At 47.2% G+C, this 16186-nt stretch carries 13 protein-coding genes; 7 read left to right on the top strand and 6 right to left on the bottom strand.

Features of this window, described 5'->3' with window-relative positions:
• Positions 1-50: 50 nt before the first annotated feature.
• The 6 genes from AACT42_RS05040 to AACT42_RS05065 all read right to left on the bottom strand — a co-directional run bounded on the left by AACT42_RS05040 (position 51) and on the right by AACT42_RS05065 (position 6510).
• Complete coding sequence (locus AACT42_RS05040; RefSeq protein ID WP_094132071.1) at positions 51-1352, bottom strand: ATP-binding protein; 1302 nt, start codon at positions 1350-1352, stop codon at positions 51-53.
• Between the two features lie 27 nt (positions 1353-1379).
• A complete protein-coding gene (locus AACT42_RS05045; protein WP_013856957.1) occupies positions 1380-2081 on the bottom strand; it encodes a response regulator in 702 nt (233 codons plus the stop codon).
• A 140-nt stretch (positions 2082-2221) separates the two neighbouring features.
• Positions 2222-3748, bottom strand: coding sequence for a tripartite tricarboxylate transporter permease (locus AACT42_RS05050; protein WP_094132070.1), 1527 nt, complete (start codon positions 3746-3748; stop codon positions 2222-2224).
• Between the two features lie 9 nt (positions 3749-3757).
• Positions 3758-4255 (bottom strand): tripartite tricarboxylate transporter TctB family protein, encoded by a 498-nt coding sequence (locus AACT42_RS05055; protein ID WP_010318351.1) that lies wholly within the window; start codon positions 4253-4255, stop codon positions 3758-3760.
• A gap of 202 nt (positions 4256-4457) precedes the next feature.
• On the bottom strand, positions 4458-5429 hold the full coding sequence (locus AACT42_RS05060; RefSeq protein ID WP_017047673.1) for a tripartite tricarboxylate transporter substrate binding protein: 972 nt from the start codon (positions 5427-5429) through the stop codon (positions 4458-4460).
• Positions 5430-5679: 250 nt separating this feature from the next.
• A complete protein-coding gene (locus AACT42_RS05065) occupies positions 5680-6510 on the bottom strand; it encodes a hypothetical protein (RefSeq protein WP_094132069.1) in 831 nt (276 codons plus the stop codon).
• Between the two features lie 273 nt (positions 6511-6783).
• Between AACT42_RS05065 and AACT42_RS05070 the strand changes: the two genes are divergently transcribed.
• The 7 genes from AACT42_RS05070 to AACT42_RS05100 all read left to right on the top strand — a co-directional run bounded on the left by AACT42_RS05070 (position 6784) and on the right by AACT42_RS05100 (position 16183).
• Positions 6784-7494, top strand: coding sequence for a GntR family transcriptional regulator (locus tag AACT42_RS05070; protein WP_026028009.1), 711 nt, complete (start codon positions 6784-6786; stop codon positions 7492-7494).
• 113 nt (positions 7495-7607) lie between these two features.
• A complete protein-coding gene (gene prpB, locus AACT42_RS05075) occupies positions 7608-8504 on the top strand; it encodes a methylisocitrate lyase (RefSeq protein WP_017046149.1) in 897 nt (298 codons plus the stop codon).
• A 26-nt stretch (positions 8505-8530) separates the two neighbouring features.
• Positions 8531-9658 (top strand): bifunctional 2-methylcitrate synthase/citrate synthase, encoded by a 1128-nt coding sequence (gene prpC, locus AACT42_RS05080; protein WP_094125326.1) that lies wholly within the window; start codon positions 8531-8533, stop codon positions 9656-9658.
• Between the two features lie 119 nt (positions 9659-9777).
• A complete protein-coding gene (gene acnD, locus AACT42_RS05085) occupies positions 9778-12384 on the top strand; it encodes a Fe/S-dependent 2-methylisocitrate dehydratase AcnD (protein WP_094132068.1) in 2607 nt (868 codons plus the stop codon).
• A complete protein-coding gene (prpF, locus tag AACT42_RS05090; protein WP_094132067.1) occupies positions 12381-13571 on the top strand; it encodes a 2-methylaconitate cis-trans isomerase PrpF in 1191 nt (396 codons plus the stop codon). The genes acnD and prpF overlap by 4 nt, the downstream gene beginning before the upstream one ends.
• Positions 13572-13598: 27 nt before the next feature.
• Positions 13599-15476 (top strand): propionyl-CoA synthetase, encoded by a 1878-nt coding sequence (locus AACT42_RS05095; RefSeq protein WP_094125323.1) that lies wholly within the window; start codon positions 13599-13601, stop codon positions 15474-15476.
• 224 nt (positions 15477-15700) lie between these two features.
• Positions 15701-16183, top strand: a complete 483-nt coding sequence (locus AACT42_RS05100) for a GNAT family N-acetyltransferase (protein WP_017046144.1) — start codon at positions 15701-15703, stop codon at positions 16181-16183.
• Positions 16184-16186: the final 3 nt, after the last annotated feature.

Raw genomic sequence — 16186 nt, forward strand, 5'->3', positions numbered from 1 at the left:
AAAAGAGAATCAATGACGTCAGTTCACTGATTCTCTTAAGTGGCCCGATATTAAACGCCCACCACGGGTAGTACAAGAGTAAAGCAAGCGCCTCCGAACACACTTTTAGCCACCGATACTTGGCCGTTGTGGCGTAAAACGATCTGTTTGACGATGGCCAAGCCTAACCCGAAGCCTGATTGTCGCTCTCCACGTGAGAGATCCGCGCTGTAAAAAGCATCAAAAATGAATGGCCAGTGCTGCGGGTCAATCCCTTCTCCATCATCATGGATATCAATTTGCACTGCTTGACCTGCGTTGATCACGGAGGTTTCAACGGCTATTTTGCTTTTGGCGTATTTCTGAGCATTACCCAATAAATTATCCAGAGCTCTTTTGAGAAGGTATGGATCGACTTGTAAGGTGGCGACTTGTGCTAATGGTAGCAACTGGATCTCGACTACGCTGTTGCTACGCCATTTACCTAGTATCGGTTCGAGCCAGTAATTGAGCTGAATTGTCTGCATATTGAGTTCGTTTTCTGGCCTTTCAACTTTCGCGTAGTAAAGAAGCTCATCGACCATCGTTTCCATCTCTTCGGTATCTTCGATGATACTGGCGACTTTCGCCGCTTGTTTTGGTGTCAGAGATTCATCGGCCAACATTTCTGCTTGCCATTGGATCCGAAAGATAGGGGTGCGTAACTCATGAGCTACGGCATTACTCAGCGCTTTATTGCTGAGCACCAAAGCGGAAATTTTGCTTGCCATGTAGTTAAAGCTTTTGTTTAAAGAGCCGACTTTATCGCCGCTTTTGATGGAGGCGCGAGCGGTTAGATCACCAGCGGCAAAGGCTAAGGTCACTTTTTCCAATTCACGCACTCGCCGACTGATGAACCAGATCAGCAACACACAGTACAGTGCAAAGCCGACGACAAGCAGCAAAAGTGAGAGATTATCTGCGAAGAAAATGGCTTGCCTCAGTGGTGATTCTTCATCGGGTTTAAAGCTGTAAATTGGTGAGGTGGACGTCAGGCGCAGCCATAAAAAACGGTCATCATCGTAGTAGGTGTAGGCATTGGGGGCGGTGGTAAAGAAAAACGCTCGTACATCCGTAGGTAAGGTCTTTTCAGTATGCGTCTCTATCAGTTGTCGTGTTTTATCGGCATATTCTTTTAGTACATTTAAGGTGCTGGCTTCACCCTCATGCTGATAAATACGAGTGACCAAGTCATGAAATGCTTCAGCTTGATAATCTTCAAGTACATAATCGTAGTCAGTACCAAGCTGGTAAACGACCAGTTCAATGGTAATGAGTGTCGCTAAAAAAAAGAGCAATAAACCAACAAAAGATTCAACGTAGATACGACGCATACAGGTTTCTTCTAAAATACGTGGTCATTACCACGTGTCTGGTACAAAAAGGTATCCTTTCCCTCGGACCGTAATAATGCGTTTCGGTGTGGAAGAATCATCACCGAGTTTTTTACGCAAAATGACAATCTTGTTATCGACGGTTCTATCAAGCCCATCGTATTCAATCCCGCGTAACGCTTTGGTTAATACATCCCGTGATAGGACTTGATCTGGTGTTGATGCCAGTAGCCACAGCAAGTCGAATTCGCTGTCGGTCATCGCTACGGCCTCACCATTCATTTCACACAGATGTCGAGATTGATTGAGAGACAAGGCCCCAAATTCAAGCACGGTTTTCGCGGTTTGAATTGGCTCGTTGTCGACTCTGCGCAGTAGCATACGCATTCTTGCAAGCAAGACGCGTGGTTTAATCGGCTTTGTCACAAAATCATCGGCACCAATTTCCAGTGCTGCAACGTGATCAAAATCGTCATCACTGGCGGTCAGCATCAATATCTTACCGTTGTACATAGGACGGATCTGTCTACAAATTGTCAGCCCATCTTCACCGGGTAGCATTAAATCCAGTAACACGATATCTGGTTGTTGCTCTAAAATGACCGCGCTCGCTTTGGCACCTTCAGCAAGGGCAATGACGCTAATATCTTGACTTTCAAAGTATTCTGTTAACATTTCTCTGAGTTTTAGATCATCTTCAACGATGATTAAAGAGTGTCTATCCGTCATGGAGACTCCTAGATAGGTACGATGAACGACATGACAATCGCTGACATTGGAAAAATTTGAAGTGCATAGTAAAGCAAAGACCCAGCATTTTCGCTAGGTCTTTGTATGGTTGGATGAGTTTCTATTGATACAATCTCTTGTTATTCAACTGCTTTGGTCGGTGAAGAGCGAAGTTTGTTCGCCAGCATCACCACAAACGGGCTAGTCAACATCACGACTGCAAGCACGGTAAACACGAAAGTGATCGGACGTTCCCACAAGAAGCTTAACTCCCCATCGCTGATCATCAACGCGCGGCGAAGGTTCTCTTCCATTAATCCACCCAAAATAAAGCCAAGCAGCAGCGGTGCCAGTGGGAAGTTGGCTAACCGCAGAGCAATCGCCCCCATCGCGACGATCAACATTACGTAAACATCCATAGTGTTAAACGAAACCAAATAAACACCGGTGATTGAGAAGAACAAAATCATCGGCAGCAATACGGTTCTTGGCACTGCCAATAGCCTTGAAATATAAGGAATAAGCGGTAAGTTAAGGATGATAAGTACAATATTACCGAGATACATTGAGATGATGACAGACCAAAAGACATCAGGGTGATCAACAAATAAACGAGGACCAGGTTGAATGCCGTAAGAAAGCAGGGCTCCAAGCATGATCGCTGTGGTGCCAGAGCCGGGAATGCCGAGTGTCAACAGCGGAACAAAAGATCCGCTAGAGGCGGCGTTATTGGCTGACTCTGGTGCAACAAGCCCACGCAAAGACCCTTTACCGAACTCTTCTTTTTTATCTTTGGGCGCTAAGCTGCGCTCCATACCATAACTCAAAAATGCGGCGATGGTTGCGCCAGCGCCGGGCAACACGCCGGTGAAAAAACCTAAAATGGAAGCACGAATTGAAACGGGAGCCGCTTCTTTAAATTCTGCCTTGGTGATTTTCATACTGCCCAAGTTGCTGATTTTATTCTGTTCATCTGTACGCGTGTCGTTTTCTGGTTTTAAAATACCCATTAATGTCTCGCCTAAAGCGAATGTCGCCATCGCCAACAAGAGGAAGCTAAAACCGTCCATTAAATCAGTTAAGCCAAAGGTAAAACGTTCCACACCTACGCCTTTATCAATACCAACGGTAGAGAGCATCAAGCCAAGAACAACCATCATCCATGCTTTAAGGACTTGTCCTTTTCCAGCAAAGGCGGCGACCGCCGATAGACCGAGTAGCATCAACGCAAAATAGTCAGAGGATTGAAAACTCAGTGACACGCTGGCCAGTGCAGGCGCTGCGACCAAGAGCATAATCGCTGACAAGGTTCCGCCTGTAAAAGAGGCGTAAGCGGCGATGGCTAACGCTTTACCAGCTTGGCCTTTTTGCGCCATGGGGTAGCCATCAAACGCGGTGACCACGGTTGCCGAGCATCCGGGAGCATTAATCAAAATGGAGGAAGTGGAGCCGCCAAAAATAGCGCCGTAATAAACGCCGGCCATTAAAATCAAACCTGAAGATGGCTCAAGGCCATAGGTGATCGGGATCATCAACGCGATGGCCGAAATCGGGCCAAGCCCGGGTAACATGCCGATAAAAGTACCGACGAAACAGCCCACAATCACCATGAAGATGTTCATTGGCATCATGGCGGTAGAAAGCCCTTGTAAAATTCCATCTAACATAATCAGTTCCTACCAGAGTGTGAAAATAACGCCGGGCTCAAGGTAAATGTCCAAACCTTGAGTAAGCAGCAGATAAAACGCGATGACAAAGGGAAAAGAAGCACCAAATAACACTGATTTGCGTCTTTCACCCAAAATATAAAAGCCAGCGAGTAGAAAGAAACTGGTGGCCAGTACGAAGCCTAAATAGGTTAGGCCAAGTCCGTACAGCGCCATCAACACTAAAAAACCAATCAACAATTTCCAGTTGAAGTGCAATACCGCGCCGCTTTGTTTATCGGGCTGCCCTAACACCAGCATCAACAAAGAGAGGCCAATTCCAGCGTAAGTCAGCAGAGTCGGCAAGGTTTGGGCGTTAAACGGTTCATATTCATCACCGGGAAACATCGGTATTTGAGTCGTTTGATAGCCGTAGCAAAGGCTAAGAACAAGGAAGATCAACGCGCCAACGCGATCGCGGCACAGTAAATATTCTTTGCTGAAAAATTTGGTTGGCAGATCCGACATATCCAACTCCATGGTAAAAATAGGGGAGAAAAGAGCCGTGTAGCAGCGAGTTAATGAATTGATTAACTAAGGGCAAAGGGATAGGTGTACGGAGGTTTTCCTATTCATATTTGCCTGATAAACAAAGGAGTATTGAGCATAACTGCACACGGCAAAAGTGTTGCTAGCGGGGACAAGGCAAGGAACTGTCCCCTTAGCGACCTTACTTCAGGAAACCGAGCTCACGCATCAGATCACCCATCTCTTTCTCTTGGGCTTCTAAGAAGGCGTAAAACTCTTTATCCGCTTGATAGTTATCGATCCAACCATTACGGTCGCGGACGATTTTCCATTCATCGGTGGTGTACATTTTCGCTAATGCTGCGTTCCACTGATCAATCTTCTCTTGGCTGATCCCAGGGGCAGCGAAGAAGCCACGCCAGTTAGCAAAGACTGTTGGGTTGCCATAGTCAGTTAATGTTGGAATATTCGGGGCAGATTCCAAACGTTTAGGGGCGGTGATCGCCAAAATTTTCACTTGGCCAGACTTGGACATTTCAAGCACTTCACCTAAGCCTGTTGAAAGCAGTTGTGTTTCACCAGAAAGTAGTGCCGCCATGGCTTTGCCACCCGCGTCATAGGCGATGTAGCGAACTTCTTTTGGATCCAACCCTTGCCCTTTGAAAGCGGCTGCGGCGACTAAGTGATCCATACTGCCACGAGCAGAACCGCCAGCGACTTTCACTTTACGCGGGTTGTCTTTGAAATCGGCAACCGCATCTTCCCACGTTTTGTATTTTGAATCGCCCGCAGCAACGATAGCGCCATAATCAGAAACGGTGGCGGCAATCGGTGTTAAATCGCGGAAGGATTGTGGAAAAACACCGGATAAAGAACGAACAACAATCGGTGTAGAGTTGACCATCAAGGTATCTTCTTGGCGGTCTGCGGTTTCAATTAGGTGTGCAATCGCTTTACCACCACCACCACCGGATAAGTTTTGGTAAGACACATTGCCGACAATGTCGGTTTTCATCAGTACATCACCTGTACCACGAGCCGTCATGTCCCAACCACCACCCGCGCCACCGGGTACTAAAATGTGAAGTTTCTCAATATCAGCGGCGAAGCTGCTAATAGAAAAGGTTGCAGCCAGAATGGATGCAGTGAGGGTTGGTTTGAACTGCTTAAACATATTCACGTTCCTTATGTAGGGCGCATCTTCATCTTTACCTTGGAGCGTTTGTGATTGAATGCTACAGGCGGAGATAGGGTGCTTATCATTGTTATCATGACTGCATCAATGATCCAATGCAGATACGTTAAGTTAATAACCTGTTACAGGTTTGTCTCTAATGCGTAGATAAAAACAATATAGGGCATAAAAACGTTTTTGTTCATAAAGTTCACGGCGTTATTTTGCTGCGTTGTGTGACGAGTCTTCGTTAGCGTCTTGTCTCACTATCTACGAGCAGCAATCGGGTGTTATTCATTGCAAATTGCGCAGCTGAGGCGTCATTACCTTGTTGAAGTAAGGTCGTGATACTGGGCAGCAGCAAGAAAAAGATCAAAGGTTCGGGATATTGGGCTTGCCATTGATGGCGCTCATCTAACACATGCCCTTCGAAGTAGACGGTGAGTACCACACTGTCCGATGAAAAGTGCGATCCATGGAACCGCCCTAAAGTATGCGTCGAGCCCCATATTGAACTCAGTGGTCGCTCCGATGTGCTTTTAAGATAGAGATCAACCGCTAAACTTTGCGATTGAGAACCTTGCGGTTGAGAATGTCGATGAACCGTTAAACGCTCACCCGAATACTTGCCTTGCTGGAAAGGCAAATAACCTAAGTTGTTCGGTGTTACACGGCCATCGTTTGCACACATTTGAACCGAATCGGGCATTTGCTGGCTGCTGTACAATTCACAAGCAAATTGAGCAACAAGTTGCTGTACTGCGCTTTGAAATAAGCGAGCATCAAATGAGTGTTCTTGCTCAAGGTGTAAATTTAATTCAGGAAAAACAATAGGTAACTGGCTTGTTAGCGCGTTGAGGTCATTGATCGTAACCGATTGATTCTGCTCTATTGCCGTGCGAATAATATTTGGGTTGTCTGCCAATGAAAGATCATCTTCAGAATAGATCGCCTCACTCAGTAGTGGGTAGCTGCGCGGATTTTTCGGTTTACTGTTGTAAGCAATGCATCCAGATAAGAGCAACGAGCAGGCGAGAGCGTAACCAAAAGGAGAGTGCGTGATTCTCTTGCAAAGATTCATAAGTGACGGCCGTGTCATCGGTAATGGGTTGCACTGCTTATTCTATCTGCGAAATCGACACTTTTCTCTTTTCAAGCTCACAGAGTTTTATCTTCTTCTGGTTCAAATTTAATCATTAAGTTTCTTATACATTAGTCTAATGTGTCGACAATTTTATTGATTATCGATGGTTTTATGGTCTATTTTAACAATAAGTTTTAATAATTGTTAACACATATAAGTGTGTGAGTGCTTTGCGTCTCAGCATGAATCCAACCTGTGAGCGATAACAAGATGAATAGTGCACTAACACTAAACAGTACTGATACAAAATCACACGCTGTTGAACGAGAAAAAGAGAACACCAAATCGGAAAACCTTACGGAGTATCTGATTGAGGCGATTGTTGAAGGGCGTATAGCACCGGGCAGCAAGATTTCAGAACCCGAACTCGCCAAACGTTTTCAAGTCAGCCGTGGGCCACTGCGTGAAGCGATAATGCGTGTGGAAGGCTTGGGGTTGATCGAACGTGTTTCACATGTGGGCGCGCGAGTCATTGAGTTGTCACCCGGTAAGTTGGTAGAGCTTTATGCAGTACGCGAAGCGTTAGAGGGTATGGCGGCAAGGTTAGCGGCACGCAACATTTCGCCCTCTGAATTACAAGGGCTAGAGGCATTATTGTCGACACATTCGAATCATATTGAGCAAGTCGAAGGGGCTTCCTATTTTCATCAACACGGTGATTTTGACTTTCATTACCGCATCATCAAAGCCAGCCGTAATCATAAATTAGTGACTTTATTGTGTGATGAGCTCTATCACTTACTGCGCATGTATCGTTATCAATCGCCACGCTCACATTCACGTCCGAAGGAGGCGTTGGATGAGCACAAATACATTCTACAAGCGATCAAAAACGGCGATGAAGAACTGGCTGAGATGTTGATGCGACGCCATATTTCGGGCAGTCGAATCTTGATTGAACAGCAGATAGTAAAAGAGTAAGCCACAGGGCGGTAGGCAGAAAATAATCATGCCTGCAATGAAACAAACCAAGAACCACGCATAGAGCGGCCTTGAATAAGGGCGATAACCAAACGACTGATTAGGAGAATCTCATGAGCTTAAGTCAGGGGGCGAAATTTAGACTCGCTGTTCAACAAAATGATCCACTGCAGATTGTCGGCACGATCAATCCCTATTGCGCAATGATGGCCAAACGTTTAGGCCACCAAGCCATTTATCTGTCGGGTGGTGGCATCGCTAACGCTTCGTATGGTTTGCCCGATTTAGGTATCACCACATTAAATGATGTGCTGGTGGATGTTGAGCGCATCACCAATGCGTGTGATTTGCCTTTGCTGGTGGATATTGATACCGGTTTTGGCGGCGCATTTAGCATTGCTCGCACTATCAAAGCGATGGAAAAAGCGGGCGCTGCTGCCGTGCATATGGAAGATCAAGTTGCGCAGAAACGCTGCGGGCACCGCCCTAATAAAGCGATCGTCAGCCAGCAAGAGATGGTTGACCGCGTTAAAGCTGCGGTAGATGCACGAGTGAACCCAGAGTTTGTGATCATGGCGCGCACCGATGCGTTAGCGGTGGAAGGCATTGATAGCGCCATTGAACGTGCCATTGCTTGCGTGCAGGCCGGAGCCGATATGATTTTCCCCGAAGCGATGACCACTCTTGAGCAGTACGATCGTTTCTCCACCGCGTTAAGCGCAGCTTGTGGTAAGTCAGTACCGATTTTAGCCAACATTACTGAGTTTGGGCAGACGCCGCTCTACCCATGTGCAGAACTTGCTCAAGTGAAAGTGGATATGGTGCTTTACCCATTGAGTGCGTTTCGTGCGATGAATAAAGCGGCTGAGAATGTCTATCGCCATTTATTAGAGCAGGGCAACCAACAAGCTTTGCTCGATAGCATGCAAACCCGTAGCGAGCTGTATGACTATCTCAATTACCACGATTACGAAGATAAGCTCGACGAGCTTTTTTCATCAAAGGAATAATAAAAACAAAGGAAAAGGAGTTCAACATGTCAAACGCACCACTGGGCGGCGCAGGTCTGCGCGGTCAAAGCGCGGGAGTCACCGCTTTATGTACTGTCGGAAAAACGGGGACGGGTCTAACTTATCGAGGTTATGACATCACCGATCTTGCCAACCATGCACAGTTTGAAGAGGTCGCTCATCTGTTATTGATTGGCCATTTACCTAATCAAAGTGAACTTGACCAGTACAAAACCCGCTTAATGGGATTACGAGGTTTACCGCAGCCGTTAAAAGCCGCGCTAGAGCTGCTGCCAGCCAGTACACATCCAATGGACGTAATGCGCACTGGCTGTTCAGTTTTAGGCAACCTTGAAACTGAGCACAGTTTTGCTGAGCAGTTGAGTGCGACCGAACGGATGTTGGCACTTTTCCCCGCTATTATCTGTTATTGGTATCGTTTCAGCCACCAAGGCATCCGGATTGACACTGAAGATCAAAGCGAAGCATGCATTGGTGGCTACTTCTTAAAAATGCTGACAGGAAAAGCACCGAGCGAGCTGCATAAGCAGGTGATGCATTGCTCATTGATTCTGTACGCAGAGCACGAGTTTAATGCATCAACGTTTGCCGCGCGCGTCTGTGCTTCTACGCTGTCAGATATTCACTCTTGCGTAACCGGGGCGATTGGCACACTGCGTGGCCCGTTGCATGGTGGAGCCAATGAAGCGGCGATGGCGATGATCGAACGCTGGCAAACACCGGACGAAGCTGAGGCCAATATTCTGCAAATGTTGGCTAATAAAGACAAAATAATGGGTTTTGGTCATGCTATTTATCGTGAAAGTGACCCGCGTAACGCATTGATCAAACGTTGGTCAAAAGCGTTATCTGAAGCGGTGGGTGATACGCATTTGTACGCGGTATCAGAACGTGTTGAAGCGGTGATGAAACGTGAGAAAGACCTATTTTGTAATGCGGATTTCTTCCACGCTTCGGCCTACCATTTTATGGGTATTCCTACGCCATTATTTACCCCTATTTTTGTGATGAGTCGATTAACCGGCTGGGCCGCTCATGTGTTTGAGCAGCGCGCTAATAACCGAATTATTCGCCCAAGTGCCGATTATGACGGTCCTGAACATCAAGAGTGGATACCAATAGAGCAGCGTTAATGGGATGAAATCAAGCCATGCTCCTTTGGTGTATGGTTTGATGGCAGGTAAAACCTAGCTCGCTAGACGATGTTTTGAATAGACAATGTTTCGAATAGACAGTTTTATGGGTGGAATTGATGAGTCATCAAACGATCAACAGCCAATACAAAAAAGTATTACCAGCGACCGCGCTGGAGTATTTTGATGCACGACAAGCGGTCAATGATATCCAAGCCGGAGCGTATGATCGGCTGCCTTATACCTCACGGATACTGGCGGAAAACTTAGTCCGCCGCTGTGAGCCGCACACATTGGTTGATTCGCTGAAACAGCTGATTGAGCGTAAGCGCGATCTCGACTTCCCGTGGTATCCGGCGCGTGTGGTGTGCCACGACATTTTAGGACAAACCGCTTTAGTGGACTTGGCGGGGTTAAGAGACGCGATCGCTCAGCAAGGCGGTGATCCATCCAAAGTAAACCCTGTGGTGGAAACGCAACTGATTGTCGATCACTCACTCGCGGTTGAACATGCCGGCTTTGAAGCGGACGCGTTTGAAAAAAACCGTGCGATTGAAGATCGCCGCAATGAAGATCGCTTTCACTTCATCGAATGGTGCAAAACCGCCTTTGAAAATGTCAGCGTTATTCCGGCGGGTAATGGCATCATGCACCAGATTAACTTAGAAAAAATGTCGCCCGTCATCCAAGTGAAAAGCGGTTTAGCATTTCCAGATACTTGTGTCGGTACTGACAGCCATACTCCTCATGTCGATTCATTAGGCGTGCTGGCGATTGGTGTCGGTGGGTTAGAAGCCGAAACGGTGATGTTAGGTCGCCCTTCGATGATGCGTCTGCCCGATATTGTCGGCGTTAAACTAACCGGTCAACGCCAAGCGGGGATCACCGCGACCGACATTGTGCTTGCCATTACGGAGTTCTTGCGAAATCAGCGCGTGGTGTCTTGTTATCTGGAGTTTTTCGGAGAAGGCGCTCGCGCATTGACGATTGGCGATCGTGCAACGCTTTCCAATATGACACCTGAATATGGTGCAACCGCAGGTATGTTCTATATTGATGAGCAAACCATCAACTACCTCAAACTCACGGGTCGAGACGCACAGCAAGTAGCCTTGGTTGAACAATACGCTAAGCAAACCGGCTTATGGGCCGATGATTTGATTGAAGCGCAATACGAACGGGTGCTGGAGTTTGATCTCTCAAGTGTACAGCGCAATTTAGCCGGGCCTTCGAATCCTCATCGCCGTCTGCCGACAAGCGAACTGACCGAGCGCGGTATTGCGGGGGCGTGGCAAACCAAAGAAGGCGAATTACCTGATGGCGCAGTGATCATCGCCGCCATTACTTCGTGCACCAATACCAGTAATCCGCGCAATGTCGTGGCCGCCGCGTTGCTGGCGAAAAAGGCTAATCAATTGGGTTTGGTTCGCAAACCTTGGGTCAAAACCTCCTTTGCACCGGGCTCAAAAGTAGCCAAACTTTATTTAGAGGAAGCTGGCCTGCTGCCTGAACTAGAACAGCTCGGTTTTGGCATTGTCGCTTATGCATGCACTACCTGTAATGGTATGAGTGGCGCGCTTGATCCTATGATTGAGCAGCAAATCATTGAACGCGATCTCTATACGACGGCTGTGCTATCAGGTAACCGAAACTTTGATGGCCGCATTCATCCCTATGCGAAACAGGCTTTTCTTGCCTCTCCGCCATTGGTGGTGGCGTATGCACTTGCGGGTACGATTCGTTTTGATATTGAAAAAGACGCGTTGGGAATAGATGCGCAAGGCAAGCCTATTTACCTCAATGACTTATGGCCAACCGATGAAGAAATCGATGATGTGGTGGTGCGCCATGTTAAGCCCGAACAGTTCAAACAAATTTACATTCAGATGTTTAAATTAGATGAGCACATGGCCAAACAAAAGCCACTTTATGCTTGGCGCCCCATGAGCACTTATATCCGTCGTCCGCCTTATTGGGAAGGTGCGTTAGCGGGTGAACGTCGGTTGTCAGCCATGCGACCTTTGGCTATTTTAGGTGACAACATCACTACGGATCATTTATCGCCATCGAACGCAATTTTAGCGACCAGTGCCGCTGGGGAATATTTGCTCAAAATGGGCGTTCCGGAGCAAGATTTTAACTCCTATGCCACGCATCGTGGTGACCATCTGACCGCGCAACGTGCCACTTTTGCTAACCCCAAACTGTTTAATGAGATGGTGCAAGAGGAGGGTAAAGTAAAGCAAGGTTCGTTAGCGCGTATTGAACCTGAAGGCTTGGTTACCCGCATGTGGGAAGTGATAGAGACTTATATGGATCGTAAGCAGCCATTGATCATTATTGCTGGAGCCGATTATGGGCAAGGTTCGTCACGTGATTGGGCGGCGAAAGGTGTACGTTTGGCGGGAGTTGAAGCCATTGTTGCCGAGGGGTTTGAACGGATCCATCGCACGAATTTAGTCGGGATGGGTGTTCTGCCACTGCAATTTAAAACGGGAACAGACCGCCACACACTGCAACTCGATGGTACTGAGCTTTATGATGTGGTGGGAGATATTAAGCCGAGCGTCGACTTAAGCTTGGTGATCACTCGTACGCAAGGCGCAAATAAGGGCGAACAGCAGAAGGTTACGGTGACTTGTCGTTTAGACACGGCTGATGAAGTCAGTGTGTATCAGGCTGGTGGCGTATTGCAGCGTTTTGCGCAAGATTTTCTGGCTCAATGACGCTAAGGATAAAGGAGTATCACGTGAGTAACTCATTAAAAATTCCGGCGATGTATATGCGAGGCGGCACCAGTAAGGGCGTATTTTTTCGGCTTGAAGATTTACCCAAAGAGGCTCAGCAAGCGGGAGAGGCACGAGATCAACTGCTGTTGCGTGTCATTGGTAGCCCCGATCCTTATGGCAAACAAATTGATGGCATGGGCGGCGCAAGTTCTAGCACCAGCAAAGCCGTGATTCTCTCCAAAAGTGAGCAAGCCGATCACGATGTCGATTATCTATTCGGCCAAGTTTCGATAGACAAAGCGTTTGTAGACTGGAGCGGCAACTGCGGTAACCTTTCTGCGGCAGTAGGGCCATTTGCGATTCACAGCGGTTTTCTCGACCCAGAACAGATCCCTAATAACGGTGTAGTGACGGTTCGCGTTTGGCAAGCCAACATTGGCAAAACCATTCTTATTCATGTGCCAATTGAGCAGGGTGAAGTGCAAGAGTGTGGTGATTTCGAACTCGATGGGGTGACCTTTCCCGCCGCTGAAATTGCGGTTGATTTTCTCGATCCTGCCGATGATAGCGGTGTGATGTTCCCAACCGGAAATGTGCTCGACCAACTGCAAATCCCCGGCATGGGAACCTTGAATGCAACGCTCATTAATGCGGGCATTCCGACGATTTTTATCGATGCTCACGACATCGGTTATCAAGGTACTGAACTGCAAGAGGCGATCAACAATGATGATCATGCCTTGGCGATGTTTGAAGCAATTCGCGCTTATGGCGCTGTGAAAATGGGTTTGATTGAGCATATTGAACAAGCCCAACTGCGCCAACATACGCCTAAAGTAGCGTTTGTAGCAAAAGCGCAATCCTATTTGTCATCCAGTGGTAAAGCGGTATCGGCGAACGATGTCGATATTGTGGTGCGCGCGCTGTCTATGGGAAAACTGCATCATGCGATGATGGGAACGGCCGCCGTGGCCATCGCTTCAGCGGCCAGTGTCCCTGGAACGTTAGTGAATATGTTGGCGGGCGGTGGAGCAAAAGAATCGGTCACTTTTGGTCATCCATCCGGTACGCTGAAAGTGGGCGCTAAAGCCGTTTTACGAGAGGGTCATTGGGGAATAGAGAAAGCCAGTATGAGCCGTAGCGCGCGGGTGTTAATGGAAGGTTGGGTGCGAGTCCATCGTTAAGCCTCAAATCATGTTAAGGGAAATGTTATGTCGGCATATTTAAAGGAATATCAATGGGCTCAATCTGAACCTGAATCATTTTGGCAGGCTCAAGCTCGGCAGATTGAGTGGTTTGAGTTTCCCCAAACTATCTTACAAAAAGATGAGCATGGCATTGAACGCTGGTTTACCGATGGTGTACTCAATACCTGTTGGTTGGCGCTAGATTTCCATTGTGAACAGGGGCGAGGTGAGCAAACCGCGCTGATTTATGATTCCCCAGTGACCGGAAGAAAGCGTCAATATAGCTATACACAATTACGAGATCAGGTAGCGAAAGTAGCGGGAATGCTGGCAATGCAAGGTGTTGCTAAAGGCGATCGGGTGATCATTTATATGCCAATGATCCCGGAAGCAGTGATGGCGATGCTCGCTTGTGCACGGCTTGGCGCGATTCACTCTGTCGTTTTTGGCGGTTTTGCACCCAATGAATTAGCGGTGCGTATTGAAGATGCTGAACCGAAAGTGATCATGACGGCATCTTGCGGTATCGAAATCAATAAGATTTTACCCTACAAACCCTTAGTTGACCGTGCCATTTTAGACAGCAAATGGAAGCCGGAAAAAGTGGTGGTGTTACAACGCTCGGAGCATGTGGCTGACTTAAATAATGAGCGAGATCTAGAGTGGAATCGAGCCGTTAAAGAAGCGCCGCCGCATGATTGCGTGCCGGTTTTGGCGACCGATCCGCTTTATATTCTTTACACATCAGGTACAACAGGCAAACCCAAAGGGGTGGTGCGCGACAACGGTGGTCATGCAGTCGCGATGAAGTACTCCATGTCAACCATCTACAATATGCCTCAACAAGGTGTTTTTTGGGCTGCGTCGGACGTGGGGTGGGTAGTCGGTCACTCTTACATTGTTTATGCACCCTTGATTCACGGTTGCACCACTATTTTGTATGAAGGTAAACCGGTGCGCACACCCGATCCGGCTGCATTTTGGCGAGTGTGCCAAGAGTATAAGGTGGACGTACTTTTTTCTGCGCCTACCGCCTTTCGCGCCATCAAAAAAGAAGATCCCAATGGCGATCTACTCAAACATTATGATTTATCCACTTTAACCACTATTTTTATGGCCGGAGAACGTCTTGACCCGCCGACACTTGAATGGGTAGAACAGCACACTCAAAAGCCAGTAGTTGACCATTGGTGGCAAACCGAAACCGGTTGGGCGATTGCTGGAAATCCGATAGGGCTTGAGTCAATGCCAATTAAAGCGGGGTCAGCAACGAAACCGATTCCCGGTTATCAGGTCGAGATTCTCAATGAGCTAGGTGAAGTGATGCCCGCCAATCAACAAGGGTTTGTGGCGTTGAAACGCCCCTTACCACCAAGTTGTTTAGCGACGGTATGGCGTGATCACGAACGATTTGAGTCCGGTTACCTTGCTCAATTTGACGGTTACTATGTTTCTGGTGATGGTGGCTATTTGGATGAAGAAGGTTATCTCTTCATCATGGGGCGAATTGATGATGTGATAAACGTTGCAGGCCATCGTTTATCTACGGGGGAGATGGAAGAAATCGTCGGTGCTCATCCTGCGGTTGCCGAATGTGCTGTAGTTGGAGTGTATGACGAGCTTAAAGGGCAGTTGCCGCTAGGGTTGGTGGTGCTTAAAGATGGCGTTAAGGTGGATGAGCGCGACTTGGAACAAGAACTTGTTAACAAAGTGCGCAGTGAAATTGGTGCGGTAGCGTGCTTTAAGCATGCGTTAATTGTTGATCGTTTACCCAAAACGCGCTCTGGTAAAATTCTGCGTCGAGTCATTCGACAAATTGCCGATGGCGAAGAGTATGCAGTCCCTTCAACAATTGATGACCCAATGAGCTTGAGTGAGTTAGAAAAAGCGCTCCATCACTAGCGGCTACCCTATAGTTGACGATTAATCGAGGCGCCTCAGATGAATGAGGCGTTTTTATTGCCAATTTGCAATCCGCATTTTATTTGTTTCTCTTAGTTCATCTGTCTTAGTTCTAAGACGAGATTAGCGCTCAATCGACCAAAAACACTACGCATGAAGATATATTTTTTAATCACTATCTTATAGAATCACGGCCAAAGCTTTATTCATTCAGAGCGCGAAATATGTCGTTAGTTATCATAACTCCTGCTTGTGATCGTGATTTACCGCAACTGAATCAGTTGATGTATGACCTTCATCATGAGCATCACCTTGCTTGCCCTGAGCATTTCAAAACAGCAGAAGAGATTGAACAAGAAAAAAGTATTGCTCGTTATTTAGATGATCCGGAATGTTTGGTTTACGTTGCCAAAATAGACAGTCAAATTGTGGGATTTATATCGGGTCACTTTTGCGAGTTAATTTCAAGCGTGAGCAAAGCGGTACCAATGGGCAGTATTGATGAGCTTTACGTTGAGCCACAATATCGTCAGCAGCATATCGCACAGCAGCTGTTTCAAAAAATGGAACAGACATTAAAAGAGTACGGTATTACCCAAGTATTTGTCGAAGTGTGGGATTTTAACCAAGGAGCGCAATCTTTTTATCAACGTTCTGGTTTTTCATCGCATATACATTGGTTAAGAAAGTCAATCGATAGCAAGTAATTC

This window comes from Vibrio sp. V15_P4S5T153 (assembly GCF_963874485.1).
GTDB lineage: Bacteria > Pseudomonadota > Gammaproteobacteria > Enterobacterales > Vibrionaceae > Vibrio > Vibrio anguillarum.